This window comes from Actinoplanes sp. NPDC023801 (assembly GCF_040639655.1).
Classification (GTDB): domain Bacteria; phylum Actinomycetota; class Actinomycetes; order Mycobacteriales; family Micromonosporaceae; genus Actinoplanes.
Genome location: NZ_JBFAAI010000027.1, coordinates 50,721 through 76,784, shown reverse-complemented (window position 1 = coordinate 76,784; position 26,064 = coordinate 50,721). Strand labels below are relative to the sequence as shown.

Genomic DNA, 26,064 nt, shown 5'->3' with positions numbered 1-26,064 from the left:
GAACCCGCACCACGATGCACCCACAGATCACCACCGGCGACACCCGCCACATCCGGCCGGCCATCACCATCGAAATCACCCCAACGACCACCGACGGCGGACTCGGAGTCGATCGCGTTGCGGTACCGGATCGGAGAGAACGAGCCGCTGTACCTGCTGAGGTCCATCTCGGCGTGCCGGACCACCTGGCCGTAGGCGTACTCGTCGTAGATCCACAGCCGTGTGCGAGCCGCGTTGGCCCACCGCTCGAACAGCACGATGTGTCCGTCGCTGAGCAGGGCGTCGCCGGGCTTGAGGTCATTGAAACTGTTCAGCCGGGTCACGCCCGACCAGGTCGCGAAGTCGCCGGTGTTGAGATCCCAGCCGTCGCTCTTCTTCGGCAGGTGCCACGCCATGGACACGTAGCCGGAGCAGTCGGGCCGGTACTTGTGCAAGTCACCGTCGGTTACCGCGTCGCTCTGGTCCTGGCTGTAGTTCACGTTTCCCCAGTCGTACCAGCGCTTCGCGCGGGCGAGGATCTCGCTGCGGGTGATCTGCGGCCCGAGGGCCGGCAGAGCCGCCGCCAGGCTCGGCCGGAGCGCGGGTGCCGGGTCCGGTCCGAGCCCGGGCCCACCCGGCGCGGCGGTGACCGCGGCGGGGGCGGCGGACGCAGCCGCCGGTACGAATCCGGGCACCGCCAAGGCCGCGACCGTGAGGACGGCCGTCGACCAGCGTTTGAAGCGTAGGTTCATCGATCCCCCATGAAGGTGAAGGCGCAGGCACGAACCGTGATGTCGGCTCGTGTCCGGTCAGGGTGTGCCGACGACCTTGACTGTTTCTGGCCGAAACCCAGCGCCCGCCGGCGGCAGCGGCGGACCCTCGAGCGGCCGGTCTGTCGTCGCGGCGTAGGCCGTGCCCAGATGCCGCAGCACCTGGGCCTCCAGCTCGGTCGCTCCCAGCCGCCGGTACAGCGTCAGGCTCGACCAGAAGCACCGCATCGCGTCGGTGTGCCGCCCGAGGTGCAGGTCGGCTTCGCCGACGGTCTGCCACCCGTCCGCCTCACCCATGGCGTCGCCGGCGTCGCGGAGCAGTTCCAGCCCGTGCCAGGCGGTCCGCCGGCCGGCCGGCACGTCGCCCAACTGCATCTCGCACCTGCCGAGGGTGAGATACGCACGGCCTTCACCGGTCCGGTCGCCGGCGGCCCGGTATCCAGCCGCCGCCTGTCGTGCGTGGTGCAGGGCACGGTCCGGGTGGCCCGCCAACGCGAGCGCCCGCGCGAGATCGTGGCACCGGTCGACCGCACTGTGCTCCCGGTCCGGCCCCGCGGCCGGCGGGTCCGGCGTCGCGGCGGCCGGTCCCGCGGGGCCGGCCGCGACCGCCGCGCCCCGCAGGACGGCGTCGTGGACCCGGCGCAGGAACGGGCCCGGCTCCACCCCCACCTCCGCGACGATCCGGTCCCTGACGCGGCGGTACCAGGTCAGCGCGTCCACGACCCGGCCGATCGCATGCAGGGCCCTGATCAGTGCGGCGGCGGCGGACTCGTCGAGCGGATCCCGGTCCAGCGCCGCACTGAGCCGCCCGATCGTCACCCCGGCGTTGCCCGCGTCGATCTCGGCGTGCGCCCAGCCGGCCAGCGCCGCAGCGTATTCCCGCTGCCAGCCGGTACGCAGCCGCTACGCCCACTCGGCGTCCAGGTCGGCGAGCGGCGCACCCCGCCACACGGCCATCGCGGCCCGCAGCGCGGCGAGGCGGTCGGCCGACGGGCGGCCCGGCTGTCCCGCCCGGTGCACCGCGAGCCGGAACCGGTGCAGGTCCACCTGGTCGGTCTCGGCCTCCAGCTGGTACCCACCGGAGCGCCGCACCAGATCCGCGGGTGCCAGGGCGCGCAGCAGGGCCTTCCGCAGCCGGCCGACGTAGACGTACACCGACTCGCGTGCTGACGGCGGCGGCGACTCGTCCCAGACCCGGTCGACGATCGTGTCGACCTGGACCGGCCGGCCGACGTCGACGGCCAGGGCCGCGAAGACGCAGCGTTGCCGCGGCGGCCCGAGATCAAGCAGCCGCCCGTCGAGCCGCACTTCCACCGGCCCCAGTAACCGCAGTTCCATCGAGTCCCCTTCTCGTCGGAGTCCGCCCAGCGAAGCGGATCACCGAACCGCGATGCATCGACGCCGACCAGGACTGGAATTCGCCCGCTTCGATGCCGATAGTGGACACCGGCGCGGATCCGGACACCGGACAGGTCCGGACTGGACCAGACACGGGGGAACAGATGGGTGTGGTACGGGAAGGCCCAGTGGCGGCGTTCTGCGCCGAGCTGCGACAGCGGTGGCGCGCCTCGGGCCGTGACCTGTCCGGCGTTGCGCGCGAACTGCGGATCAGCCGGGCGCAGTTGTACGCGATCCTGAACGGCGAGATCAAGCGCCCACCGGACTTCGACACCCTGGTCGGTCCGCTGATCCGGGCATGCCGTGGCACGGAGCCCGAGCTGGCGGACTGGCGCCGGCGCCACGAGGTGCTGACCGCCGTCCACACCGAACTGCGCCGGCGAACAAAGCCCGCGCCGTCGGCACCGCCATCAGCGCCGGCGCCCGCACCGGCCCAGCTGCCGGCCGACGTGGAGGGTTTCGCCGGCCGTGCCGCGGCGCTGGCGGACCTGCACGCCACCACGGCGCGGGTCGTCACGATCACCGGTCTGGCGGGCGTCGGTAAGACCGCCTTGGCGGTGCACTGGGCGCACCGGGTGGCCGCGGACTTCCCCGACGGTCAGCTCTACGTGGACCTCCGCGGCTTCGACCCCGGCCGGGAGACCGTCGATCCCGCGGAGGCGGTCCGTGGGTTCCTCGACGCGCTCGGCGTGGATCCGGATCGCATCCCGCAGGGCCGCGACGCCCAGGCGGCGCTCTACCGGAGCCGGCTGTCCGGCCGCCGGGTGCTCGTGGTGCTGGACAACGCGTTCGATGCCGACCAGGTCCGACCGCTGCTGGCCGGTGCACCCGCCGTCCGCACGATCGTCACCAGCCGGCACCGGCTGGCCGAGCTGGTCGCCGAGGTCGGCGCCCACCCCTTGTCGCTGGAACCGCCGGACCGTACGGAGGCGATCGAGCTGCTTCGCCGCCGGATCGGCGGAGCCGGGTGGGATGCCGAGGCCGGTGCCGCCGTCGTGGCGGCCTGCGGGCACCACCCGCTGGCTCTGGCGCTCGTCGCCGCGCGGATCCGGCACACCGGCTTCTCGCCGGCAACCCTCGCCCTCGAACTCGGCCGGCCGCACCCGGACGTACTGGGCGGTGTCCGAGCGGTGTTCTCCTGGTCGTACCGCGCCCTCAGCCCGGCTGCGGCCCGCCTCTTCCGGCTGCTCGGGCTGACCGGCGGCGCGGACATCAGCGCCACCGCCGCCACCGCGCTCCTCGCCGCCGCACCGGCCGACGGCGAGCGACGGCTGCGCGAGCTCACCGACGCCAGCCTGCTCACCGAGCACCTGCCCGGCCGGTACCGGATGCACGACCTGCTGCGCCGGTATGCCCGCGACCTCGCGCGCGAGACGGAGCCGGACGACGAGCGCCGAGCCTCGCTGACCCGACTGCTGGACCACTACACCCACACGGCGTACGAGGCGGAGCTGGTCCTGAACCCGACCCGTCCACCGGTTCCCGCGTTGGTCCGCGGATCCGCCGAGGATGCCGGGCAGAAGTCGCGGTTCGACGTCAAGGCCGCACTGGAGTGGCTGAACACCGAGCGTGCGGTCTTGATGTCGAGCCTGCGTCAGGCGAAGGACGAAGGGATGGACCGGCACGCCTGGCAGCTGACCTGGGCACTGGACACGGTCCTGAACGACCAGCGCCGCTGGCAGGAGGAGGACGCCGCGTGGGCTGTCGCGCTCCGCGCCGCCACGGGGCTGGCGGACCGCCCGGCGGCCGCGTACGCGCACCGGTTCCTGGCCGTCACCGCCGGTCGCCTCGAACGCTTCGACGACGCGTACACCCACCTGCACGACGCGACCCGGCTGTGCCGGGAGGCCGGCGACCGGGCCGGGGAGGCCGAGACCCTGTACGTATTGTCGTACGTGTGCTGGTTGCAGGCCGACCTGGACCGCGCCCTCGAACACGCCCGGCGGTCCATGGAGCTGTGGCGGGAGCTGGACCATCCCGGCTGGGAGGGCAAGGCGTGCAACGCCGTCGGCTGGTATCTCGCCGGCCGCGGCGAGCCCGTGCAGGCGCTGGAACACCACGAGCGTGCGCTGATGCTGCACCGGCGGACCGGGAACGCGGCCAGTGAGGCGCTCGGACTGGACGTGCTGGGCCGGGCACACCACGATCTCGGCCGTTACGAGGCAGCGATCGACCTGTACGAACGAGGACTCCGCAAGGCTCGGGACATCACCGACCCGATCATCGAGGCCGGGCTTCTGGCACACCTCGGCGACACGTGCCAGGCGGTCGGTGACGATACCGGCGCCCGCGAGCACTGGCAGGCCGCTTGCACACTGCTGACCGACATCGGCCACGCCGGGGCCGCCGACGTGCGCCGGCGCCTCGCCGACTAGGCCGTGTTTCGCAGGGCGCGAAGCCAACTGATGCCAGAGCGCTCCGACTCAGTCGCAGCGCTCTGGCCCCAGCCCCGTTGTTTCCACGCGTCAGCCCACTACAAAAGATCCCCATAGGCGGGGACACGATTTACAGGAGCGCTGCAGGGTGGCTGGCATGGCGTCCGGCGCCACGAGGCGACAGGACAGCAGCCCTGCGGACCCACAGGACGTGGGGAGGCGCCGACCGTGAGGCGTCGGCGTACGCCTGGTGCTCCCGGCCCATCGCCTACGCCGGGGCACGCGGTATCGAGGGCAAGCCGCGCTGGATCAGTTTTAATAGGTCGACCGGATCGGCCATGGCCGGTTCCGCCATTGGCAGAACGTCAGGGCTGTATCGATCTGGTTGCCGACGCCGGTGCCCGGCAGGCACTCGGCGCCGCGCCCGGGTGGGGCGTCACTTCTCCACACCGGCCGATCAGGCGTTGGAAAGGGCGATGGCAGCCCTCTTTTCCGTTGTCCCGGTGGTCGACACATCGCACCTCAGCTCTGCGGGAGCATCACACGTGATCAGCTGGTTCTGCTTCTTCCACGTCTGTTCCCAGTGGACCTCCACCGCGCCGTACTTGGTCCTGTAGACGATCGTCGCCTCGGTACCGGTCTTGTCACCGTCCGACATTGACCCGAAGCGGCCGCTCCCGCCATTCTTGATGACCCTCGGCGGTTCGGTGGTCCACTCTCCTTCCACGACTTCGGTCTCAGCCTCGGCCAAGGTGAGTCGCACACTGCTGGTGTTCTGCAGGACGGCGACAAGGCTGCGGTCGCCGGGGGCCGCTGGAGCCGCGTGAACGATGCTCGGAACGGCGGCGCCGAGAGCGGCTGTCGCGAGTGCGGCAGCGGCCGCAGCGCGCGCCGGGGAAGTGCGGAAACACGGTACCTTCATGAGACTCTCCTACACATCGTGAAATCGGCCTGTCATTTCCTTGATGCCTAGTATTGCGTATGTTCACTGCACCGTCCGATATACGCGGAAAGAGCTCGAGGCCAGCGCATTATCGCGAGTAAGTAGGATCTTTTCCGTTTGCCGATCCGAGGTTTTATGCGGACGCCGCGTGGTCTAATGACGGATCCCGCGAGATTCCAGCCACAATGGGGGCGTCATTTTGTCTGTGGATTCCGATGGCCGCGGCAGCCGAGGCAAGTCCACCGCCCCTCCCGCCCCGGGAGCCCCGGCATGGTCAGGCGCTCGATCACCGCAGAGGCCCGCAGCTGAGCACCCAGGCCGTGTTTCGTAGGGCGCGGAGCCATTGGGTGATGGCGGCGATGGTGAGGGTGGCTTCGTAGCGGACGGCGAGTTCGTCGTACCGGGTGGCCATTGTGCGGTGTTGTTTGAGCTGGTTGATGCCGCATTCAACGGCATGACGCAGCCGGTACGCCTGGGGGTCGAAAGGCGGATGCCCGCCTTTCGCTCGGCACGAGGTCTTCGGAAGGTCTTCGGTCTGCTTGGTCGTCAACCGATCCACCGAGGACCTCAACCTTTGTCGATCACCGCCACGCCAGGACTCAGCACGAGCACCAGCGGCTGCGAAACACGGCCTGGCTCGAGTTTCAACGCGCCACTGTGCGCGGACACAGCGGTGCGGTCGCTGGTGGAACTGACCTGGCCGACGAGCACCGGCGGGGTCACGGCTCGCTGTACGCGGCACTGAACCGGGGTCGGATCGATGTCGCTAGTTGATGCGAACGGTCACGCCGCGGGCCTGGATCTCTTCCAGGACGCGGGCGTTGTCGAACGCGGTGCGCATCGGGATGGGCTTGCTGGCGCGGTGGACGGTCTGCAGGCAGGTGAATTGCCGCAGGGCCGGCATGTCACGCAGTGGCCCAGCCTGAGGTCACGCAGGGCGGTGAGCGAGGCGAGCGGGCCGAGGTCGGTGACGCTGAACCCGCCGTAGAGGTGCAGCGTGTGCAGGTCCGTGCAGCCGGCCAGGGGTGTGAGGTCGCTGCCCGTGTACATGTCGACGGCGAGTTTTCGCAGGTTCGGCAGGGCCTCGGCGATGCCGTCGAAGGATCGGATGCAGAATTCGTCGCTCTCGCCGTCCCAGTACTTCCAGATCATGGTCATGACGTCGCACGCGGGATCACACCGGACTCGAGGAGCGCTTCGAGGACCGCGAGACGCAGGTTCCCATCTTCCACGCAGGCACCGTACAAGATTCGGCGGCTTGGCCTGTTTCAGCTTTGCTGCGGGAGGCCGCAGACACGACTCCGGCACACTACCTAGCGGCCCTGGCTGAGCCAGCGCATCACGTCGAGGGCGTGTGAGGCCGGTGCCGGGATCGGGTGGAAGACGTGTTCCACCCGGTCGTCGGCGACGATCAGGGTGAGCCGCTCGTAGACGGTCAGGGCGCCGTCGGTGCGGGTGGGCAGGCCGGTCCCGGCGGCCAGGGTCAGCTTCGGGTCCGGGATTAGCGGGTACGGCAGCCGCAGCCGGTACGCGAGTTCGCGCTGGTAGCCGGTCGACTGGGCGGACAGGCCGTACACCCGGGCCGCGCCGGCGCCGAGCAGTTCGGCGTGGTGGTCGCGCAACCAGCTGTCCTGGCTGCGGGCGCCGTGCACCTCGAGCAGGCCGCGGGGCAGGTCGACGCCGGGGCGGCCGGTCAGCGGGTAGACGAACACGACCGTGCGGCCGGGACCCAGCGCATCCAGGGCGACCGGCCGTCCGTCGCTGGCATAGAAGTGCAGGCCGGGCAGCGGTCCGCCGACGAGTCCGGCCGGATCGGCGCCGGGCGCGGGCGGGCCGGTCACGATGCGGCGGGCAGCCGCGTCGATCCGGGCGTCGAGGGCCTCCCGCTGGGCGGTCAGTTCACCGATGCGCTCCTGGAGGCCGCTGACGGTGCTGCGGAACGTCGCCACGGCCGCGGCGCACACGTCGTCGTCGTTGGCGATCGACTCGACGAACGGCCGGGTCTCCTCGACGGACAGGCCGAGGGCCATCAGTTCGCGGATCTGGGCGACCTGCCGTTCGGCGATCGGCTCGTAGTCGCGGTAGCCGTTACCCAGCCGTCGCGGCACGACGAGGCCGGCCTCCTCGTAGTACCGCAGCGCCCGGATCGTCGTCCCGGTCCGGCGCGCCAACTCCCCCACTCGCATCCCGCGACCCTAAACCCGCACCTCGGGGTACGGGTCAACGTGTCACTTCTCGCGATGACAACACCGCGGGCGGGCGGCCACGCTTCCCCTCGTACAACCAGAAGGGGGTTTGATCGATGACTGTCATCAGCCGGGTGATCGGGCGGCAGATCCTGGACAGCCGGGGCAACCCGAGTGTCGAGGTGGACGTGGTGCTCGCGGACGGTTCGACGGGACGTGCGGCCGTGCCGTCGGGTGCATCGACCGGCGCGAACGAGGCGGTCGAGTTACGCGACGGCGACCCGGACCGGTTCCACGGCAAGGGCGTGAGCCGGGCGGTCGCCGCGGTCAACGGTGAGATCGCCGCGGCGGTGACCGGCCTGCACGCCGAGGAGCAGTCGCTGATCGACACCACGATGATCGAGCTGGACGGTACGAAGAACAAGGGCCGGCTCGGTGCGAACGCGATCCTCGGGGTGTCGCTGGCCGTGGTGAAGGCCGCCGCGGCCGCGCACCGGCAGCCGCTGTACCGCTATGTCGGCGGTGTCGGGGCGCGGCTGCTGCCGGTGCCCATGATGAACATCGTGAACGGCGGTGCGCACGCCGACAACCCGCTCGACTTCCAGGAGTTCATGATCACCCCGGTGGGCGCGCCGACGTTCTTCGAGGCCGTCCGGATGGGCTCCGAGGTGTTCCACACCCTGCGGCGGCAGCTGGCCGCGGCCGGGCACAGCACCAACGTCGGCGACGAGGGCGGCTTCGCACCGGACTTCGCCGACGCCGACGAGGCACTGGGGTTCGTGGTCGGGGCCATCGAGGACTCCGGTTACCGGCCGGGCGCCGACATCACCGTCTGCCTCGATCCGGCCAGCTCCGAGTTCTTCCACGACGGGGCCTATGTGTACGCCGGGGAGAAGCGCACCCGCAGCGTGGACGAGCACATCGCGTACCTGCTGGACCTGGCCGGACGGTATCCGATCAGTTCGATCGAGGACCCGATGGCCGAGGACGACTTCACCGGCTGGAAGCGGCTCACCGCGAAGGCCGGCGACCGCCTGCAGCTGGTCGGCGACGACGTGTTCTGCACCGACGCCGATCGCCTGGCCAGTGGCATCGAGGGTGGTTATGCCAACGCGATCCTGGTGAAGGTGAACCAGATCGGCACGCTCACCGAGACGCTGCGCACCGTCGACACCGCGCACCGGGCCGGGTACCGGGTGGTGATGTCGCACCGGTCCGGCGAGACCGAGGACACCACCATCGCCGACCTGGCCGTGGCCACCGGCTGCGGGCAGATCAAGACCGGTTCGCTGTCGCGCAGTGACCGGACCGCCAAGTACAACCAGCTGATCCGCATCGAGGAGGAGCTGGGGCGGGCCGCCGCCTACGCCGGGGCGGCGGAGCGGGCGATCGAAGCGAGCAGGAATCCGCAGTTCAGGACGGTGTAGCCGGCGATCAGCCAGATCGTCGGGCCGGGCCCGGAGGCGGCGGCCACCGCGATCACGGTCACCTTGAAACCATGGTCGCGGACCATCTTCACCGCCTGGACCGGCAGGCTTCGCGACGGCAGCAGGCTGACGTTCGCGCCGTCGCGGGCCAGCACCGACGTCACCATGGAGATCATCCACCCGGCGGCGAACAACGCCACCAGCCAGGCCGGCAGGTCACCGGCGGACATCACGACGGCGATCACGATCCCGGTCTGTACGGCCACGTCGACCAGCACGTCGAGACGCCCACCGGCCGCCGAGGCGGTGCCGGTGACCCGGGCCAGCTGACCGTCGGCGCAGTCGGCCAGGTACGCGGCCTGCCACAGCAGCCACGCCCCCGCCGCGGCGGCCGGCGCCGGAGCCGCGGCGACGAGCAGCGCCGAACCCGCGAGCCCGAGCACCAGGTTGATCAGGGTGAGAACGATGGGCCGGAGCCCGAGCCGGTGGGCCAGTGCACCGAGGTGGGCCGCGATCGGATAGTTGACCCGGTGGGTGAAGAGTCCGGCGTCCGGCCGGGCCACCCGCCGGAAGTCGCCGGCCTGCGTTGTCTGCACCCCGCGATCATCGCGTACCGGGCGCCGCGCACCACTGCGGCGTGCCGGGGAGCACGTCGCTCACGTACCCGAAGATGATCTTTACTAGTCCTGAGACTATAGTCCCTTGCATGGCCCCGCATATCTATCTCGTCGGCACCACCGAGGTCGGACTGCTGCTCGGCGACCTCAGCCGCCAGCGCATCTACCAGATCACCGTGCAGAAGGACTTTCCCGCGCCGGTCGCCCACCTGGCTCAGGGCAAGGTGTGGCTGGGCGAGCAGGTCGAGCAGTGGATCGCCGCCAGACGTGTGAAAATCGCCGCACGGCGGCGGAACCCGGCGGGTCCCACCGGTGTCCTTGATGCAACGACACCTCAGCAGTAGGAGAAGAATGCGCATCGCTGTGAGACCGGCCCTGGTCATCCTGCTCCTGGCCGGCGCCGCCGGTTGCGGCGGCAGCGGAGCCGCCGCCACGAACCCGTCGATCCCGCCGGGGTCGGTGACCTCCTACGACCTGTCGGCGCCCGAGGAGGTCGCCCGGGGCCTCGACGTGCCGTGGGGCCTGGCGTTCCTGCCCGGCGGTGACGCCCTGATCGGTGAACGCGGCACCGGCCGGATCCTGCGGCTCACGCCCGGCGGCGAACCCCGCGAGATCCGCGTGGTCCAAGGGGTCGAGGCCAGCGGCGAAGGCGGGCTGCTCGGCCTCGCCGTCTCCCCCGGCAACCTGGTGTACGCCTACCTGACCACCGCCGAGGACAACCGCATCGTCCGGTTCGACCTCTCCGGCGGAGAGCAGGAACTCGTCTTCGGCGGCATCGCCAGGTCGAGCTTCCACAACGGCGGCCGGATCGCGTTCGGCCCGGACGGCATGCTCTACGCGGGCACCGGCGACGCCGGCGACACCGCCAGCTCCCAGGACCCGGCGAGCCCCAACGGCAAGATCCTGCGCCTCGACCCCGACGGGAAGCCGCCCCGCGACAATCCGATCAGCGGCTCGCCCGTCTACAGCCTCGGCCACCGCAACGTCCAGGGCCTGGCCTGGGATGCCGGGAACAACCTGTGGGCCACCGAGTTCGGGCAGAACGACGTCGACGAGATCAACGAGATCCGTCCGGGGCGCAATTACGGCTGGCCGGAGGTCGAGGGCGAGGGCGACACGGCCGGCGGCAAGTTCACGAATCCGGCCGTCACCTGGCAGACCCGGGAGGCGTCCCCGTCCGGCATGGCGATCGCCGGCGGCGACATGTATGTGGCCGCGCTCCGCGGCGAGCGCCTGTGGACGGTCCCGTTCGGGAACACCGGGCCCGGCAGTCCCAGGGCCGAGCTGGTGGGCACCTACGGGCGGCTGCGGACGGTGCAGGTGGCACCGGACGGCGCACTCTGGCTCACCACGTCGAACACCGACGGGCGAGGTGACGTACGCGACGGCGACGACCGCATCCTGCGGTTCCCGGCCCGATAGCCGGCGGAGGGATGCCGGGGCGATCATCGAACACCGCGTTGTGCGCGATGACGGCCCCGGCCGGTTCAGTTCGAGCGCAGGGCGGCGAACGAGAGGAAGAGCATCGCGGTGATCGCGCCGGCCGCCAGGGTCAGCGTGCCGGCCACGCCGCCGGACATCGCCCACAGGTCGCCGGCCAGCAGCGCGGTTCCCGAGACCGCAGCGGCAACCGCGGAACTCCGTGTCGTGGCGCGCTTCGCCAGCACGTAACAGGCGCCGATCAGGGCGATGAAGGAGACGGTGCCGGCCGCCATGTGCCCGATCGCGTGCCAGCTCATCGTCGCCGGCACCTCGTCGTGGCCTGCCGGGAAGCCGCCACCGGGGTCCATCACCAGCAGACCGGCGGCGATCATGCCGAAGCCCGCCACCCGGGTCAGACGCGGCGCCCACCTCCCGTCCAGGCTGCCGGCGCCGGCAGCCATGAGCAGGCCGGCCACCACGAAGTTAGCGATCTGCACCCAGCCGAGCGAGCCGGTGCTGAGCAGGCTGAGCGGATGCCGCAGCAGATCGAAGCCGTCGCGGAAGGCGGCCTGGGTGAGCGACACCGCCGCCCAGAGCGGTCCGGCGGCGGCCAGTGCCGCCTGGCGCGACGTCACGGCGACGGTACGGGTGGCGAGTGCGGCGGTCATGTGCAAGCTCCTTCGTCGGTGGCACCCGGACGTCGGTCCCGCCGATGTGACAGGTAATGCTTCGATTACCTGTCACATCAGCTGGTTCGACGCCGGTGCAGAAGCAGGCACGACGAAACGGAGACACACGATGCGTTACCTGATGATGCAGAAGGCCGGCGGAGCCGAACCGGACGCGAAGCTCTACGCCGACATGGCCGCGTTCGTCGAGGAACTGACCGCCTCCGGTGTTCTGCTCGCCACCGGCGGCCTGGACCCGGCCGGCTTCAGGATGACCTCGGCGGGGAACGAGATCACCGTCACCGACGGGCCGTTCACCGAGGCGAAGGAGGCGATCGGTGGGTTCGCCCTGATCGAGGTCCGCTCCAAGGAGGAGGCGATCGAGCTCTGCCGCCGTTTCCGCGGGATCGTCGGTGACGGCGAGAGCATGGTCCACCAGGTCTACGGCCCGTGACGGATCTCTCGGCCACGGTCGGCGCCGTCTGGAAGCAGGAGTCCGCGCGCATCGTCGCCGGGCTCCTGCGGCTGGTGCACGACGTCGGCCTGGCCGAGGAACTGGCACAGGACGCCCTGGTCGCCGCCCTGGAACAGTGGCCGGCGACCGGGATCCCCGATAATCCGGGCGCGTGGCTGACGACGATCGCCAAGCGCCGGGCCGTGGATCACATCAGGCGGTCGCGCACCCGCGAGCGGCTCGCCCCCGACCTGGCCCGGCTGCCGGAAGCGACCGAGGACGACGTTCTCCGGCTGATGTTCACCGCGTGTCATCCGGTGCTGCCGACGGAGGCCCGGGTCGCACTCACCCTCCGCGTCATCGCCGGCCTGAGCCCCGCGGAGATCGCCCGCGCGTTCCTGGTCGGCGAGCAGGTCATCGTGCAGCGGATCGCCGCGGCCAAGCGGACCCTCGCCGAGGCGGGCGTGTCCTACCAGCCGTCCACCCAGCTCCCGTCCGTGCTGGAGGTCATCTACTTGATCTTCAACGAGGGTTACGCGGCCACCTCCGGCGCCGGCCTGATCCGCGCCGATCTGTGCCTGGAGGCGCTGCGGCTCGGCCGGATGCTCGCCGTGCTCGCCCCGGACCAGGCCGAGGTGCACGGCCTCGTGGCGCTCATGGAGATCCAGCAGTCCCGGTCGGCGGCGCGTACCGGGCCGGCCGGCGAGCCGATCCCGCTGCACGAACAGAACCGGGGCCGCTGGGATCAGCTGCTCATCCACCGGGGTTTCGCCGCGATGCTGCGTGCCCGGGAGGCGGGCGGCCCGACCGGTCCCTATGTGCTGCAGGCGGCCATTGCGGTCTGCCACACCGCCGAAGAGACCGATTGGGTACGCATCAGCACGCTCTACCAGGCCTTGGAGCGCGTGCTGCCGACCCCGGTCGTCCGGCTGAACCGGGCGGTCGCGGTGGCGTTCGCGCACGGGCCGCGGGCCGGCCTCGACCTGCTCGACGAGTTGCCGGCCGACCCGCAGATGGCGGACTACCACCTGCTGCCGGGCGTCCGCGGTGACCTGCTGGCCCGGCTCGGCCGCCTCGCCGAGGCCCGGCACGAGCTGGAACGAGCGGCATCCCTGGCCCGCAACACGGCCGAGCGCGACTTCCTGCTGCGCCGTGCGGCGGCCCTGGACGTGCCCGAGGAGCGGGGTCGTCTGCTCGGGCCGGCGGTGAACGACTTCCTCGCCCCGCTGCGCCCCGCCACCGCCCGCGCCTACGGTCAGACCCTGCACCGCGTCGCCCGGCTCGCCGGCGATCGCACTCCCCTGGCCGGCCTGACCGCCACCCGGCTGTCCGAGATCTTCGCCGTGAGCTGGCCGGACGTTTCGCCGCGCACCTGGAACCGCCATGTGGCCGCGATCCGTTCGTTCGCCACCTGGGCCGGCGAACCGTCGCTCGCCGCCGATCTCCGGCCCCGGCCCACCGATGGAACCGCCGATCCCGTCCCCCTGCCCACCGGTGGAACCGCTGATTCCGTCCCGCGGCCCACCGGCGGATCGGGCTCGGATCGGGTCGCGGCCTTCGAGTCCCCCGGCGGCGCGTCCGACGGGCCGGCGCTCAGGGAGCGTGTGCTCTGGTGCCTGCTGCGGGAGTCGGCCGCGAAGGTCGGGGCGGTGCTCGCGCTCAACGTCGAGGATCTGGACCTGAACGACCGCAGCGCCCGCGCCGGAACGATCGTCTGGCGCTCCGGTACGGCCGCCCTGCTCCCGGACCTGGTCGGCGGCCGGACCCGTGGCCCGCTCTTCCTCTCCGACCGGCGCCCCGGCCCCGGTCGCCGGCCCGCGCCGGCCGACCTCTGCCCGGAGACCGGCCGTCGGCGGCTCTCCTACGAGCGGGCCGCGTATCTCTGCAAGCGCGGCACCGGCCACACCCTCGACCGCCTGCGCGCCGTGTGAGACACGCGGCAGGGCGCTCAGCTCGGAACGTCCGGATTCATTGACTGTTTCATTTATTACCTTGATTATGGGAGCGCTCCCAACATCCCCACGTCTGCGGAGACTCCCATGCAGAAGACAATGCCGTGGAAACGGCTTGCGAGCGCCGTCCTGCTCGCCGCCGTCGCCACCGTCCTCCCTCCATCCGCCGGTGTGAGCGCCGGCGCCGCACCCGCCGCGACCCGCGTCGACATCGACGTCCGGGCCGGGCTGGCCACCGTCGGTGACGTCGCGGTCGGCGTCAACCACGCCATCTGGGACAGTCAGCTGGGCACCCCGGCCGTCGCCGACCTGCTCGGTGACGCCGGTGTGACGATGGTGCGCTACCCGGGCGGCTCCTACGCCGACATCTACCACTGGCGCGATCACACCGCTCCCGGCGGGTATGTCGCGCCGGACACCGACTTCGACACGTTCATGGCGGGGGCGCGGCGCACCGGCGCCCAGCCGATGATCATCGCCAACTACGGCACCGGCACCGCCCAGGAGGCCGCCGACTGGGTTCGCTACGCGAACGTCACCAAGGGCTACGGCGCCAAGTACTGGACGATCGGCAACGAGAACTACGGCAACGGCCACTACGGTTCGGCGTGGGAAGCCGACAACCACGCCGACAAGAGCCCCAAGGAGTACGCGGCGAACGTCGTGGCCTACTCGCAGGCGATGAAGGCCGTCGACCCGACGATCAAGGTGGGTGCCGTTCTCACCATGCCCGGCAACTGGCCGGACGGGATCGTCGGCGCCGGTGATCAGGGCAGCTGGAACCAGGAGGTGCTGACCCGCGCCGGCTCGGCGATCGACTTCGTGGACGTGCACTGGTATCCGGGCGGCACCGCCCCGGCCGACGCGCTGGACCGGACCGCGCACATCCCGGACGCCGTCCACCTGCTACGGCAGCAGATCACCCAGTACGCCGGGACGAACGCCGGCCGGATCGGGATCAGCATGACCGAGACGAACGTCGAGGTGGGCCGCAACACCCAGCCGGGCGCGCTGTTCCTCGCCGACGCCTACAGCGGGCTGCTGGCGCAGGGTGTGTTCAGCGTGCACTGGTGGAACGTCCACAACGGCCTGGGTACGGTCTCCCAGGTGGCCGGGCACACCGACTACCAGGACTACGGACTGCTGTCGAGCGGCAACTGCAACGCCGACAACACGGTCTGCCAGCCGCCGCTGAACACGCCGTTCGCTCCGTACCACGCCCTGTCGATCGTCGGTGACTTCGCGCGGGCCGGGGACCGGTTCATCGGCGCGGGGTCCAACGATCCGCTGGTCAGCGCGCATGCGGTGCGCCGGGCCAACGGGGATGTGGCGGTGCTGCTGATCAACAAGGACCCGGACGCGGCGCGGACCGTCGCGCTGGACTACCACGGGTTCACCGCCGGATCGGGGGCGCCCTCGGTCGCCTCGTTCACCAACGGCGCCGACGGGGTGACCACGGCCGCGGCCGGGTCGGCGGGCTCGCAGACGCTCGCGCCGTACTCGATCTCGCTGGTCACGGTGCGCGGTGACCGTACCGATGCGAATGCGCCGAAGGCGCCCGGGAAACCCGCCGCGACCGTGACCGACCGCACCGCGACGATCTCGTGGCCGGCCGGAGCCGCCGGGCTCAAGTACGAGGTGTTCCGGCAGAACGGTGGCGCGAGCGAGCAGCTCGGCGAGACCACCGGCACCTCGTTGACCGTGGGCAACCTGGAGCCGGGCCGCCGGTACACGGTCAACGTGGTGGCCCGCGACGGTGCCGGCCGCCGCTCCGCCGCCTCGCCGCCGCTGACGTTCACGACCGGCAGCCCGGCGAACGCGACGTGCACAGTCAAGTTCCGCGACGTCAACGACTGGGGCAACGGGTACGTCGGCGCCATCGACATCACCAGCAACGCCACCGCCCCGGTCAACGGCTGGACCCTCACGTTCACCTGGCCCACCGGGTGGCAGAGCGTCAGCAGCGGATGGAGTGCCACCTGGAACCAGAGCGGCCGCACGGTCCGGGTGACAAGTGACGGCATCCTGGCACCGGGGGCGACCACGAGCGTCGGTTTCGTCGGCAACTACAGCGGGCCCAACGTGCTGCCGGCGGTGTTCGACCTGAACGGCACGGTCTGCACCAGCGGCTGACGCCGGTTGCAGCGCACAGTCCGGCCGGTGACGGGGCGCCCGCTTCGAGGGGCGTCCCGGCACCGGCGGAGATGTCGCGGAACTCGTATTCAGAATCATCCTCGCGAACCCGGCCATGAGTGGTAATCCAGATGGATACAAAAACTCTGAAGGGAAGCGGCCATGTACCAGGTGGCGGCCGGTGTGCTGGCCCTGGTCCTCGGGTCGGGGATGCTCGTCGGAGGGTTCGGGACCGGTACCGGCTGGTGTCTCGTCCTGGCCGGCACCGCGGGGATCGCCATCGCGCGTTCGTCGCGGCCCATGGTCCGGCGTGGCGCGGTGGTGCTGCCGTTGCTCTGCGCGGCGGTCGCGGCAGTGTCCCCCGGCGTCACACCGGCCACGGCGGCGGCCTTCGTGCTGCTCGCCGCCGGCCAAGCGATCGTGCTGGCCGCGCCGCCCCTGCCGTGGGCGCTGACCGCCGGGCAGGTCGCGGCGGCAGCGGCCGGCGCGGTCAGCGTCGTCGACTGCTACGCCGTGATCTTCGGGAGTCTGCAGCCGCCGGCCCTGGTACCGGCCGTCGCCACGTTCCTGCTGGCGGTGGCGGCCCTGCGCGCCACCGCCCGGACCGGGATCGCCCGGGTGCTGTTCGGCAGTTCCGCCGCCTGCGTGCTGACCAGGCGGCTGTTCGGATGCGCACTGGTCACGCTGCCGTTGATCGGGCTGCTTCTGATCGCCGGCCAGAACGCCGGCTGGTACGGCATCCACACCAGGTTCGCGCTGCTGGTCGCCGCCAATGTGGCCCTGGTCGGGGTGGTGGCACTGGTGACCGGTAGCCAGATGGAGGCGGCCCGCACCGCGTCGCAACGGCAGTTACGGCAGCGCGCGGAGATGGCCGGGGTCCTGCGGCAGGTGCCCACCGCGTTCACCGTCAAGGGCCTGGACGGCCGCTACCTGCTGGCCTCCACCGCGTTCGAGCGGTTGCACGGGCTCGACGAGGGCGGCGCCCTGGGGCTCGCCGACCACGACCTGCACTGCCCGGAGGAGCTCACCGAGATCATCCGCCGCGACCGAGCTGTCCTGGACCGGGACCGGCCGATGGTCTTCGAGGACGAGCGGGCCGACGGTGACGGCACCCGGACGTTCGTCACCTCGCTGTTCCCGATGCGCGACGACAGCGGGCGACCTGTCGCGATCTGCAGTGCCACCACCGAGATCACCGAGGTACGGGTCGCCGAGAGCAAGTTCAGGAGCATGCTGGCCGCCTCGCCGGAAGCGATGATCTGCGTGAACGCGGAGGGCCGGGTCGTGCTGGCCAATCCGCAGGCGCTCCAGGTCTTCGGCTACGAACGCGACGAACTGGTGGGGGCCGCGGTCGAGTCCCTGGTCCCGGCGGCCCGCCGGTCCCGGCACATCGCTCATCGCCGCGACTATCTGGCGAACCCGGCGCCACGCCGGATGGGCGAGGGGATGCACCTGACCGCGGTACGCAAGGACGGCACCGAGTTCCGCGCCGAGATCAGCCTGACGACCGTCGGCAGTGACAGCGGACCGGTCGTGCTGGCCTCGGTCCAGGACATCACCGCGGAGGTCGAGGCCGACCAGCGGCTCCGCCTGGAACGGGAACAGTTCCAGATGATCATGACGGCGGCCAGCGACCCGTTCGTCAGCATGGACGCCGGCGGCCGGATCACCGAGTTCAACCGCCAGGCGGAGCAGATCTCCGGCTGGCAGCGCGGCGACGTGCTCGGACACCGGGTGACCGACACGATCCTCCCGGCGCGCTACGCCGATGGCCTGTGCCGGCTGCTGGACGGCCGGTGGGACTGGCTGCTCGACCGGCCCACCGAGATGAACGCGCGGTGCCGCGACGGCACCGAGCGGACGGTCGAGCTGACCCTGTGGCGGACCTGGCGGAACGGCTCGCCGACGTACCACGCCTTCGGTCGTGACGTCACCGCGCGGCGGCAGACGGAGCTCGCCCTGGAACAGGCACGTGACCGGGCGATCGAGATGGCGCACCTCAAGTCGCAGTTCCTGGCCTCGATGAGTCATGAGATCCGTACCCCGATGAACGGCGTGATCGGCCTGACCGGTCTGCTTCTCGGAACCGGGCTCGACGAGACCCAGCGCCGGTACGCCGAGGGCATCCGCGGCGCCGGGGCGGGCCTGCTGTCGGTGATCAACGACATCCTCGACTTCTCCAAGCTCGAGGCCGGCAAGGTGCTGCCGGAACGGATCGACTTCGAGGTCCACCGCCTGCTCGACGAGGTCGTCGCCCTGGTCGCCGACAGCACCGCCGGCAAGACCCTCGCCGTCGCCACCCGCTGCGACCCCGCGCTCAGCCTGCCGGTCAGCGGTGACGCGGGCAAACTGCGCCAGGTCCTGCTCAACCTGGTCGGCAACGCAATCAAGTTCACCGAGCGGGGCCGGGTCCAGGTGTCCGCCACCCCGGCCGGGGAAGTCCGCCCGGACGCCGCGACACCGGTGTGTTTCGTGGTCACCGACACCGGCATCGGGATACCCGCGGAGAAGCAGCCGGAGCTGTTCGAACCGTTCACCCAGGCGGATGCCGGGACCACCCGCCGGTTCGGCGGCACCGGGCTGGGTCTGGCGATCTGCCAGGAACTCGTGGCCGTCATGGGCGGCGACATCAGCGTGGTCAGCCGGCCCGGCCAAGGCAGCGAGTTCTCGTTCACCGTGCCCCTGTTTCCGCCGCGGCAGACGGTCGTGCCGCGTCCGCCGGCGTTCCGGGGCCTGCGCTTCCTCGTCGCCGGGGCCGCCGACCCGGATCAGCGTGAGCTGCTGGAACAGCTCCGGGCGTGGGGCATGGCGCCGGTCACCGCGGACGACGGGGCGGCCGCCGCCGGACTGATGGCCGCGGCCCTCAGCGCCGGCCGGCCCTTCGACGTCGTCCTGTGCGACGCGGCGGACGCGGCACTGATCACCGGGGCCGAGGGCCCGCCGTCAGGCGGCATCGTCCTGGTCGCCGGGGAGGGCGGCACCCTCGCCCGGCCGATCCGGCCGTCACAGCTCTACGACCTCCTGGCCGGCGCCTTCGTCGCCCCGGCCGGGCGACCGGCCGAGGCGCCGAGGGCCGTCCCGGAGAGCAGGGGCCGGGTCCTGCTGGCCGAGGACAACGCGATCAATCAGACGGTCGCCGTCGGAATCCTGTCCCAGCTCGGTTACCACGCCGACGTCGCCCCCGACGGCCGCGCCGCCGGGAGGCCGCCGGGAGACATGTCGCGATCATCGCGATGACCGCGGGCGCCCTGCCCGAGGACCGGGCACGATGCCTGGCTGCGGGAATGGACGACCACATCGCCAAGCCGGTGATGCCGCAGGACATCGTGGACGCTCTCGAGCGGTGCCGCGGCACCGTTGCGCCGCCGCGGGTGCGTGAGCAGATCGAGCGGCGCTGCGCCCTGCTCCGGGCGGCCGCTCCCACGATCGGCGACGAGGTGCTCGCCGGGCTGCTGCGGCGGCTGGCCGCGCAGCTGCCGATGCTGCTCGAGGAGATCATGCAGGCGATCGCGCTCGACGACGCCCAGGCCCTGCGCCATCCGGCCCACCAGCTGAAGGGCGCTGCCGCCAACCTGGGGGCCGAGGACCTGGCCGGCGCCGCGGACCGGATGGAACAGGTCGCCCGCGCCGGTGACCTGGAGGCGGCGGTCGTCGTGGCCACCGAGCTGCGGGCGTCCGCCCGGGACACGCTGGCGGCGGTGGACGCCATCACGGCGATGGCCACCTCGACCAAAGCGTAACCAGTACGTTACGCTTCCCCGGTGGACGAGGTGGCCGGCGCGATCGCCGATCCGGTGCGGCGCGAGATCCTGTTGATGCTGCGCGACCAGCCGCTGACGGCCGGGCAGGTCGCCGGCCGTTTCCCGATCAGCCGGCCCGCGATCAGCCGGCACCTGCGCGTGCTGCGGGACGCGGGTCTGGTCCGGGACACCGCCGACGGGCGGCGCCGCGTCTACACGCTGGACACCGGACCGCTCGACGAGCTGGCCGGCTGGCTCGGCGGGCTGACCCGCCCGTCCGGCTGGGGACACCGGTTCGACGCCCTGGAGACCGAGGTGCACCGCACCCGCCGCGAACGCCGCACATCCACACACGAGGAGAAGAGCGCATGAGCCCTACCCCGGCCGGACGGCTGTTCGGCAACGACCTGGTACTCACCCGCACCTTCCGCGCACCGGTTGCGGACGTCTGGGCCAGCCTCACCGACCCGGAACGCACCGCCCGCTGGTTCGGCCCCTGGCAGGGCGAGGGCGCGCCGGGCCGCACCATCAAGGTTCAGATGGTGCAGGAGGAGGGCGATCCCTGGGTGGAGATGACGATCGAGGCGTGCGAACCGGAGCGACGGCTGGCGCTGTCCGCCATCGACGAATACGGCGAATGGCACCTCGACCTGACGTTGACCGAGTCCGGCGGGAGCACCGAGCTGCGCTTCACCCAGCACCTGACCGGCAACGAGAACGTCGGCGAGACCGGCCCGGGCTGGGAGTTCTACCTGGACGCCCTGGTCGCCTCGCGGGACGGCACGCCCGTGCCGGACTTCGGCGACTACTTCCCGGCGATGAAGCAGTTTTACGAGTCCCTGCGCTGAGCTGAGGTCCGCCGCGGCCCCGGAACGCCGCATCGCGTGCTGTCCCGCGGCTCGAATCCGCCGCGGGACAGCACACAAGCAAGGTGCGGGTCAGGCGGTGCAGGAGACGATGCGTGGGCGGGCCGAGCTGTTGCCGTTCATCATCGTGGTGAAGCCGAACGTGTTGCCGCTGCCGTTCGGGCGGACGGTCAGGCTGCCGCCGCCACCGGTGAAGGCGCCGCTCCAGGTCGTGGTGACCTGCCGCGGCGAGGTGATCGCGACGGTCACCGTCCAGGTCGCGGTCCCGCTGACCGTCACCGAGGTGTTGTAGCGGTCGCCCCAGACCGTTCCGGGAGTGACCGTCGCGGTTCAGCTGGGCGGCGGCGATGACGGCGGCGGCGATGTCGGCCCGCCGGTCAGGTCGGGGGTCTGCCAGGTGCGCCACTGGGCCAGGTCGCCCTGTTTGCGGGCGGCGACGCGGAACGTACCCGTACCGCCGCCGTTCTTGAGAAGGAATTTCTGAATGTTCTGCTGCAGCGGCCCGCGCCATTCGCTGCGTGGGGCGCAGTGGGTGCCGTCGCTGACGTCGGACCAGTACGAGATGTCGCCGCCCGCACCGAGTGCCTTGTAGACCTCGGCCCCGGCGAGGGCGGCCACGCTGCCGGATCGGGCCGCGAGCCAGTCGACGTGCGGGCTCTCCATGATGAACAGTCCACGCGGGGCGACCATGGCGACCATCTGGTGGGTGTCGACGGGCAGGCTGCCCGGGTTGCCGGTGAACGAGCCGAACGCGTCGCCGAGCCACGGCTGTTCGTTGTAGGCGCTGCTCAGCGGCTGGGCCCCGGACTCGCCGGGCACCCCGCGCGGGATCGGCACGCCACCGGTACCGGACTCGATCGGCATGGTCAGGGCGAGCCGCTGGTCGAACGCGCCCGCGGTGAAGGCGCCCTTGCCGTACCGGGAGCAGCCGGTGACGCCCATCGCGTCGGCTCGCAGCACGGATCCGCCGGACTGTTCGACGACATCGATGATCCGGCTGACGCCCCACGCCCAGGCCATCAGGATTCCGGTGCTGCTCGTCGAGCCGGTGACGTCGACGGTGCTCGAGCCGGCGACCGTGCCGCCGACGGTCGCAGCCGGACATTGAATTACATGGATGGACCTGCGGCGGCGTCCGCCGTACTGAAACTTTCGCCATTCTTCAGAAGTTTCAGCCGGGTGAAGAGATCGTTCCAGTGAGCGGCGATGACCGGCATCTCGTAGCCGGCGGCCGTGACCCGCGCCGCGGCACCGAAGGTCTCCCGCTCCCCGGCGTTCTGGAGCAGCCGGGACAGACCGGCACCCAGACCCGGCACGTCGTCAGCCGGCACCAGCAGGCCGTTGACGCCGTCGTCGACCACGTCGGCCGGGCCGGTCGGACAGTCGAACGACACGACCGGCAAGCCGGCGCCCATCGCCTCGAGCAGCACCATCGGCAGCCCCTCCTTGCGGGAGGAGAGCACGAAGACCGACGCCCTGGCGAACTCGCCGTCCAGGTCCCGGGTGATGCCGCGCAGCTTGACCACGTCACCGAGCCCGCGTTCGGCGATCATTCCCGCCAGTCTGTCGCGCCATTTGCCCGCGCCGAAGATGTGCAACTGCCAGTCCGGGTGCACCTCGTGCACCCCCGCCCAGGCTCGGACGAGCATGTCGAAGCCCTTCTGCCGGCCGAGACGGCCCGCGGCGACGACCACGTTGCCGCGAGCTGTGGACGGCGCGGGTGTCCGCGCCGGGATGCCGTTCGGGATCCGCACGAGCGGCACGGAGTCGCCCAGAGCCGCCCGGTAGGAGGCCAGGTCGGCGTGCGTGAGGACGGCGATGGCGTCCAGGCGTGGATAGGCGCGGACGATCCGGTCCTGCAGGCGGGCCCGGTAGCTGCCGAAGTTCATGTGGTCCTGGCCGATCCGGATCACCCGGCGCGGCGCGAACCAGGCCGACAGCAGGTTCAGCGCGGGCCGCGTGGTGATCAGCACACCGTCCCGCTGGGAACGCATGTACCGGACCACCTTCAGATCGACCATCGGATCCCACCGGTTGTACCGGAAATCCCGGCCGTGCGGCAGCGGGTTGGGCAGCATCCGGGTCCGGCGCAACAGCCTGCGGCGGGCGTCCGGACGGTTCGTCCATCGTGATCCGTCGTGCCGCAGGCCGGTCACCGGGACGAGCCGCACGCGCGGGTCGAGCGGGAAGGACGGTTCCTCGGCCGTCCGGTACACACTGGCGACCTCGACGTCGTGGGTCTCGCACAACGCGTTGGCCTGATTGAAGACCGTACGGATGGTGCCACCGACCCCGTACGCGTTGTGCAGCAGATACCTGATGTTCACGCGCACAAGCTAGATAACTATGTCAATCACCGGGTTGAGCTACGTCCGGCGCGGGTAGCCGGGGCCCATGAGGGAGCACACCGAGGAATCGTTCTGGATGGACTCGACCCCGGCGACGTCCTATCCGCGGCTGGCCGGCGACGCGGAGACCGACGTGGTGGTCGTCGGTGGCGGCATCGCGGGCCTGTCGGCCGCGTGGGAACTGACCGCGGCCGGGCTGCGGGTCGCCGTGGTCGAGGCGGACCGGATCGCGGCCGGGGTCACCGGCTACACCACGGCGAAGCTCTCGGCGCTGCACACCCTCATCTACAGCGGCCTCCGCAAGAGCCACGGCACGGAGCAGGCCCGCCTGTACGCGCGATCGCAGCAGCAGGCCGTCGAACGGGTCGCCGCCGTCGTGTCCGAGCTGGACATCGACTGCGACCTGGAACGGGTGCCGGCCTACACCTGGGCCGAGTCGCCGGAGCGGCTCGACTCGGTCCGTGCCGAGGCGGAGGCAGCCGGCGAGGCGGGACTGGCGGCGTCGTTCGTGACCGCGACCGGGCTGCCGTTCCCGGTCGCCGGAGCCGTCCGTGTCGAGCACCAGGCCCAGTTCCATCCGCGCAAGTACCTGCTGGCGCTGGCCGAGGAGATCGTCCGGCGCGGCGGCACGATCTGGGAGCGCACCCGCGTCACCGGCCTGAGCGACGGCGAGCCCTGCACGGTCAGCACCGAGAACGGGTACACCGTCACCGCCGAGCAGGTCGTGGTCGCCACCCACTATCCGATCTTCGACCGGGCGCTGCTGTTCGCACGGCTGGAGCCACGCCGTGAGCTGGTGGTGGCGGCACCGATCCCGGCGGAGAGCGACCCGGGCGGCGTCTTCCTCACCCCGGAGGACAACACCCGGTCGGTACGGACGGCGCCGTACCGCGACGGGCAGCGCCTGCTGATCGTCACCGGGGAGCACTTCACCCCGGGCGCCGGCGACGTGGCCGAACGGTGGGACCGGCTCGCCGCCTGGACCCGCGACCGGTTCGGGGTCGAGGAGATCACCTACCGCTGGGCCACCCAGGACAACACCAGCACCGACCAGGTGCCGTTCGTGGGCAAGCTCCATCCGGGCGCGCGCAACACCTACGTCGCCACCGGCTTCGGCGGCTGGGGCATGAGCACCGGCGTGATGGCCGGGCAGCTGCTCGCCGCGTCGATCGCCGGTACCGCCCCGGAGTGGGCCGGCCTCTACGACCCGCGCCGCCTGCATCCGCTGCGCGAGGCCGTGTCGATGCTGAAACTGGGGGCCGGCGTGGCCGGTCACTTCATCGGGGACCGGCTGCGGCCGTCGCACGCCGACGGTGTCGACGACGTCGACCCGGGAACCGGCGCGATCGTACGGGTGGGCGGCCGCCAGTGCGCGGTCTACCGCGACGACTCCGGCACGGTGCACGCCGTGTCGGCACGATGCACCCACCTGGGTTGCATCGTCCGCTTCAACGACGCCGAGACAGCCTGGGAGTGCCCGTGTCACGGTTCGCGGTTCGACATCGACGGCGGGGTGCTCCAAGGCCCGGCCAACCAGCCCCTGCCTCGAGAGGATGTGTCGTGATCAGCCGATTCGCGCAGTGGACCGTGGATGTGCACGACGTGCGCCGGCAGGCCGAGTTCTGGTCGGCGGCACTCGGCTACGAGATCGACTACGGTGACGACGGGGACGCTCATCTGTGGCCGCCGAACGGCGGTCTCAGCGTGTGGCTGCAACCGACCGACGCACCCAAGGACCGCAAGAACCGCAACCATCCCGACCTGGTGGCCGCCGACGGTGACGTGGCACGCGAGGTGGACCGGCTGGTGGCCCTCGGCGCGACCCGCGCCGACGTGGGCCAGACCGGCGACGAGGGTTTCACCGTGCTCGCCGATCCGGAGGGCAACGAGTTCTGCGTCCTGCACCGGCGTCTTCCGCCCGCGGCGGCGGATCGATAACGTGCGTGATCGTGAAAAAGACTCTCGTACTCGGTGGGGGCGGCATCACCGGCATCGCCTGGCACCTCGGTGTGCTCTGCGGGCTCCAGCGGGCCGGTGTGCCGCTCGGTGACGCGGACACGGTGATCGGCACGTCGGCCGGTTCGGTGGCCGGCACGATCGTGACCGCCGGCGTCGACCTGGAGACCGCGGTGGCGCTGCAGGAGCAGGAAGTCACCACGGACCGGCCGGCGCGTACCGGCGGCAACGGCGAATGGCTGACCGCCATGGCGGTGCTTGCCGACCCGTCGGTCCCGGCATTGCAGGCCCGGGTCCGGGTGGGCGCCATGGCACTGGCCGCCGGCCTGGACGAACAGGCCTATCTGGCCCGGATGGAGTCGGTGCTGCCGGTGCGCGAATGGCCGGAACGCGACCTGCGGATCGTCGTCGTCGACACCGCCGACGGCAGCGACGTCGTGCTCGACGCCCGCTCCGGGGTGCCCCTGCTGCAGGCGGTGTCGGCCAGCTGTGCCGTGCCGGGCCTCATGCCGCCGGTCACCGTCGGCGACCGGCGCTACATGGACGGCGGTGTACGCCTGGGCGCGGGCGCCGACCTGGCCGCCGGCGCCGAGCGGCTGGTGGTGCTCGCCCCGCTGTCGATGCTCGGCCGGGACCGGATCGTCGCGGAGATCGCCGCCGCCGGAGCCGCGAGCAGCCTGCTCATCGAGCCGGACGCCGAGGCCCTGGCCGCGTTCGGCCAGAACGTCATGGATCCGGCCCGGCGTCCCGCGGCGGTGCGGGCGGGCCTGCGTCAGGGCGAGGCACTGGCTGACGCCGTCCGGGCCACCTGGCTCTGACGCGAGGCCCTA

Annotated in this window: 25 protein-coding genes and 1 pseudogene; 14 read left to right on the top strand and 12 right to left on the bottom strand. The window is 71.4% G+C overall.

The window, feature by feature from the left end; all coding sequences use genetic code 11:
- The 3 genes and pseudogenes from AB0G04_RS34420 to AB0G04_RS34410 all read right to left on the bottom strand — a co-directional run.
- Positions 1 to 731 (bottom strand): annotated as a pseudogene (locus tag AB0G04_RS34420) (hypothetical protein); the annotation flags it as partial.
- Between the two features lie 57 nt (positions 732 to 788).
- The gene (locus AB0G04_RS34415) at positions 789 to 1,649 is read right to left on the bottom strand and encodes a BTAD domain-containing putative transcriptional regulator (RefSeq protein WP_360991654.1); all 861 of its coding nucleotides are present in this window, start codon (positions 1,647 to 1,649) and stop codon (positions 789 to 791) included.
- Positions 1,650 to 1,652: 3 nt separating this feature from the next.
- Complete coding sequence (locus tag AB0G04_RS34410) at positions 1,653 to 2,087, bottom strand: winged helix-turn-helix domain-containing protein (RefSeq protein ID WP_360991573.1); 435 nt, start codon at positions 2,085 to 2,087, stop codon at positions 1,653 to 1,655.
- A gap of 164 nt (positions 2,088 to 2,251) precedes the next feature.
- On the opposite strand from AB0G04_RS34410, the gene AB0G04_RS34405 reads away from it, so the two are divergent.
- Positions 2,252 to 4,522, top strand: a complete 2,271-nt coding sequence (locus AB0G04_RS34405) for a tetratricopeptide repeat protein (RefSeq protein WP_360991570.1) — start codon at positions 2,252 to 2,254, stop codon at positions 4,520 to 4,522.
- A gap of 457 nt (positions 4,523 to 4,979) precedes the next feature.
- On the opposite strand, the gene AB0G04_RS34400 is transcribed toward AB0G04_RS34405, so the two are convergent.
- From AB0G04_RS34400 to AB0G04_RS34385, 4 genes are all read right to left on the bottom strand, one after another.
- Positions 4,980 to 5,444 (bottom strand): hypothetical protein, encoded by a 465-nt coding sequence (locus AB0G04_RS34400; protein WP_360991567.1) that lies wholly within the window; start codon positions 5,442 to 5,444, stop codon positions 4,980 to 4,982.
- A gap of 307 nt (positions 5,445 to 5,751) precedes the next feature.
- A complete protein-coding gene (locus AB0G04_RS34395) occupies positions 5,752 to 6,015 on the bottom strand; it encodes a hypothetical protein (protein WP_360991565.1) in 264 nt (87 codons plus the stop codon).
- A gap of 233 nt (positions 6,016 to 6,248) precedes the next feature.
- On the bottom strand, positions 6,249 to 6,623 hold the full coding sequence (locus AB0G04_RS34390) for a hypothetical protein (RefSeq protein ID WP_360991562.1): 375 nt from the start codon (positions 6,621 to 6,623) through the stop codon (positions 6,249 to 6,251).
- Positions 6,624 to 6,778: 155 nt separating this feature from the next.
- Positions 6,779 to 7,651, bottom strand: coding sequence for a MerR family transcriptional regulator (locus AB0G04_RS34385; RefSeq protein WP_360991559.1), 873 nt, complete (start codon positions 7,649 to 7,651; stop codon positions 6,779 to 6,781).
- Positions 7,652 to 7,767: 116 nt separating this feature from the next.
- Between AB0G04_RS34385 and eno the strand changes: the two genes are divergently transcribed.
- Positions 7,768 to 9,078: a phosphopyruvate hydratase gene (gene eno / locus AB0G04_RS34380; RefSeq protein ID WP_360991557.1), complete on the top strand. Its 1,311-nt coding sequence runs from the start codon at positions 7,768 to 7,770 to the stop codon at positions 9,076 to 9,078.
- On the opposite strand, the gene AB0G04_RS34375 is transcribed toward eno, so the two are convergent.
- Entirely contained in the window at positions 9,015 to 9,674 is a 660-nt protein-coding gene (locus AB0G04_RS34375) for a CDP-alcohol phosphatidyltransferase family protein (protein WP_360991554.1), read from the bottom strand. The two genes, eno and AB0G04_RS34375, sit on opposite strands and share 64 nt — an antisense overlap.
- A gap of 110 nt (positions 9,675 to 9,784) precedes the next feature.
- Between AB0G04_RS34375 and AB0G04_RS34370 the strand changes: the two genes are divergently transcribed.
- Both AB0G04_RS34370 and AB0G04_RS34365 read left to right on the top strand, forming a co-directional pair.
- Entirely contained in the window at positions 9,785 to 10,039 is a 255-nt protein-coding gene (locus tag AB0G04_RS34370) for a DNA-binding protein (protein WP_360991551.1), read from the top strand.
- 7 nt (positions 10,040 to 10,046) lie between these two features.
- A complete protein-coding gene (locus AB0G04_RS34365) occupies positions 10,047 to 11,117 on the top strand; it encodes a PQQ-dependent sugar dehydrogenase (protein WP_360991549.1) in 1,071 nt (356 codons plus the stop codon).
- A gap of 65 nt (positions 11,118 to 11,182) precedes the next feature.
- Here the strand turns inward: AB0G04_RS34365 and AB0G04_RS34360 are convergent, their stop codons facing one another.
- Positions 11,183 to 11,785 carry a DUF998 domain-containing protein gene (locus AB0G04_RS34360; protein ID WP_360991546.1) on the bottom strand — a complete coding sequence of 201 codons (603 nt, stop codon included), beginning with the start codon at positions 11,783 to 11,785 and terminating at the stop codon, positions 11,183 to 11,185.
- Positions 11,786 to 11,915: 130 nt separating this feature from the next.
- Between AB0G04_RS34360 and AB0G04_RS34355 the strand changes: the two genes are divergently transcribed.
- The 7 genes from AB0G04_RS34355 to AB0G04_RS34325 all read left to right on the top strand — a co-directional run bounded on the left by AB0G04_RS34355 (position 11,916) and on the right by AB0G04_RS34325 (position 20,912).
- Positions 11,916 to 12,239, top strand: coding sequence for a YciI family protein (locus AB0G04_RS34355; protein ID WP_360991544.1), 324 nt, complete (start codon positions 11,916 to 11,918; stop codon positions 12,237 to 12,239).
- Positions 12,236 to 14,170 (top strand): RNA polymerase sigma factor, encoded by a 1,935-nt coding sequence (locus AB0G04_RS34350; RefSeq protein WP_360991541.1) that lies wholly within the window; start codon positions 12,236 to 12,238, stop codon positions 14,168 to 14,170. The genes AB0G04_RS34355 and AB0G04_RS34350 overlap by 4 nt, the downstream gene beginning before the upstream one ends.
- Before the next feature lie 108 nt (positions 14,171 to 14,278).
- Positions 14,279 to 16,324, top strand: coding sequence for a cellulose binding domain-containing protein (locus AB0G04_RS34345; RefSeq protein WP_360991538.1), 2,046 nt, complete (start codon positions 14,279 to 14,281; stop codon positions 16,322 to 16,324).
- Positions 16,325 to 16,486: 162 nt separating this feature from the next.
- Positions 16,487 to 19,561: a PAS domain S-box protein gene (locus AB0G04_RS34340; RefSeq protein WP_360991535.1), complete on the top strand. Its 3,075-nt coding sequence runs from the start codon at positions 16,487 to 16,489 to the stop codon at positions 19,559 to 19,561.
- Positions 19,558 to 20,064 carry an Hpt domain-containing protein gene (locus tag AB0G04_RS34335; RefSeq protein ID WP_360991532.1) on the top strand — a complete coding sequence of 169 codons (507 nt, stop codon included), beginning with the start codon at positions 19,558 to 19,560 and terminating at the stop codon, positions 20,062 to 20,064. The genes AB0G04_RS34340 and AB0G04_RS34335 overlap by 4 nt, the downstream gene beginning before the upstream one ends.
- 21 nt (positions 20,065 to 20,085) lie before the next feature.
- Positions 20,086 to 20,436, top strand: a complete 351-nt coding sequence (locus AB0G04_RS34330; protein ID WP_360991529.1) for a metalloregulator ArsR/SmtB family transcription factor — start codon at positions 20,086 to 20,088, stop codon at positions 20,434 to 20,436.
- Positions 20,433 to 20,912: an SRPBCC family protein gene (locus AB0G04_RS34325; protein WP_360991527.1), complete on the top strand. Its 480-nt coding sequence runs from the start codon at positions 20,433 to 20,435 to the stop codon at positions 20,910 to 20,912. The genes AB0G04_RS34330 and AB0G04_RS34325 overlap by 4 nt, the downstream gene beginning before the upstream one ends.
- Before the next feature lie 90 nt (positions 20,913 to 21,002).
- Here the strand turns inward: AB0G04_RS34325 and AB0G04_RS34320 are convergent, their stop codons facing one another.
- From AB0G04_RS34320 to AB0G04_RS34310, 3 genes are all read right to left on the bottom strand, one after another.
- A complete protein-coding gene (locus AB0G04_RS34320) occupies positions 21,003 to 21,209 on the bottom strand; it encodes a hypothetical protein (protein ID WP_360991525.1) in 207 nt (68 codons plus the stop codon).
- A gap of 51 nt (positions 21,210 to 21,260) precedes the next feature.
- Entirely contained in the window at positions 21,261 to 21,950 is a 690-nt protein-coding gene (locus AB0G04_RS34315; RefSeq protein WP_360991523.1) for a hypothetical protein, read from the bottom strand.
- A gap of 89 nt (positions 21,951 to 22,039) precedes the next feature.
- Positions 22,040 to 23,257 carry a glycosyltransferase family 4 protein gene (locus AB0G04_RS34310; protein WP_360991520.1) on the bottom strand — a complete coding sequence of 406 codons (1,218 nt, stop codon included), beginning with the start codon at positions 23,255 to 23,257 and terminating at the stop codon, positions 22,040 to 22,042.
- Positions 23,258 to 23,324: 67 nt separating this feature from the next.
- Between AB0G04_RS34310 and AB0G04_RS34305 the strand changes: the two genes are divergently transcribed.
- From AB0G04_RS34305 to AB0G04_RS34295, 3 genes are read left to right on the top strand one after another with little or no spacing between them, the layout of a single operon-like run.
- Positions 23,325 to 24,842 carry an FAD-dependent oxidoreductase gene (locus AB0G04_RS34305; RefSeq protein ID WP_360991518.1) on the top strand — a complete coding sequence of 506 codons (1,518 nt, stop codon included), beginning with the start codon at positions 23,325 to 23,327 and terminating at the stop codon, positions 24,840 to 24,842.
- Entirely contained in the window at positions 24,839 to 25,216 is a 378-nt protein-coding gene (locus AB0G04_RS34300; protein ID WP_360991516.1) for a VOC family protein, read from the top strand. The genes AB0G04_RS34305 and AB0G04_RS34300 overlap by 4 nt, the downstream gene beginning before the upstream one ends.
- Before the next feature lie 11 nt (positions 25,217 to 25,227).
- Complete coding sequence (locus AB0G04_RS34295) at positions 25,228 to 26,052, top strand: patatin-like phospholipase family protein (protein WP_360991514.1); 825 nt, start codon at positions 25,228 to 25,230, stop codon at positions 26,050 to 26,052.
- The last annotated feature ends 12 nt before the right edge of the window (positions 26,053 to 26,064 follow it).

Excerpts from the sequence above, each read along its gene's own strand:
- AB0G04_RS34370 (WP_360991551.1), top strand. The coding sequence starts at position 9,785 with ATGGCCCCGCATATCTATCTCGTCGGCACCACCGAGGTCGGACTGCTG.
- AB0G04_RS34410 (WP_360991573.1), bottom strand. The coding sequence starts at position 2,087 with ATGGAACTGCGGTTACTGGGGCCGGTGGAAGTGCGGCTCGACGGGCGG.
- AB0G04_RS34390 (WP_360991562.1), bottom strand. The coding sequence starts at position 6,623 with ATGACCATGATCTGGAAGTACTGGGACGGCGAGAGCGACGAATTCTGC.
- AB0G04_RS34305 (WP_360991518.1), top strand. The coding sequence starts at position 23,325 with ATGAGGGAGCACACCGAGGAATCGTTCTGGATGGACTCGACCCCGGCG.
- AB0G04_RS34385 (WP_360991559.1), bottom strand. The coding sequence starts at position 7,651 with ATGCGAGTGGGGGAGTTGGCGCGCCGGACCGGGACGACGATCCGGGCG.
- AB0G04_RS34405 (WP_360991570.1), top strand. The coding sequence starts at position 2,252 with ATGGGTGTGGTACGGGAAGGCCCAGTGGCGGCGTTCTGCGCCGAGCTG.
- eno (WP_360991557.1), top strand. The coding sequence starts at position 7,768 with ATGACTGTCATCAGCCGGGTGATCGGGCGGCAGATCCTGGACAGCCGG.
- AB0G04_RS34345 (WP_360991538.1), top strand. The coding sequence starts at position 14,279 with ATGCAGAAGACAATGCCGTGGAAACGGCTTGCGAGCGCCGTCCTGCTC.
- AB0G04_RS34315 (WP_360991523.1), bottom strand. The coding sequence starts at position 21,950 with ATGGCCTGGGCGTGGGGCGTCAGCCGGATCATCGATGTCGTCGAACAG.
- AB0G04_RS34340 (WP_360991535.1), top strand. The coding sequence starts at position 16,487 with ATGTACCAGGTGGCGGCCGGTGTGCTGGCCCTGGTCCTCGGGTCGGGG.
- AB0G04_RS34400 (WP_360991567.1), bottom strand. The coding sequence starts at position 5,444 with ATGAAGGTACCGTGTTTCCGCACTTCCCCGGCGCGCGCTGCGGCCGCT.
- AB0G04_RS34360 (WP_360991546.1), bottom strand. The coding sequence starts at position 11,785 with ATGACCGCCGCACTCGCCACCCGTACCGTCGCCGTGACGTCGCGCCAG.
- AB0G04_RS34325 (WP_360991527.1), top strand. The coding sequence starts at position 20,433 with ATGAGCCCTACCCCGGCCGGACGGCTGTTCGGCAACGACCTGGTACTC.
- AB0G04_RS34355 (WP_360991544.1), top strand. The coding sequence starts at position 11,916 with ATGCGTTACCTGATGATGCAGAAGGCCGGCGGAGCCGAACCGGACGCG.
- AB0G04_RS34365 (WP_360991549.1), top strand. The coding sequence starts at position 10,047 with ATGCGCATCGCTGTGAGACCGGCCCTGGTCATCCTGCTCCTGGCCGGC.
- AB0G04_RS34335 (WP_360991532.1), top strand. The coding sequence starts at position 19,558 with ATGACCGCGGGCGCCCTGCCCGAGGACCGGGCACGATGCCTGGCTGCG.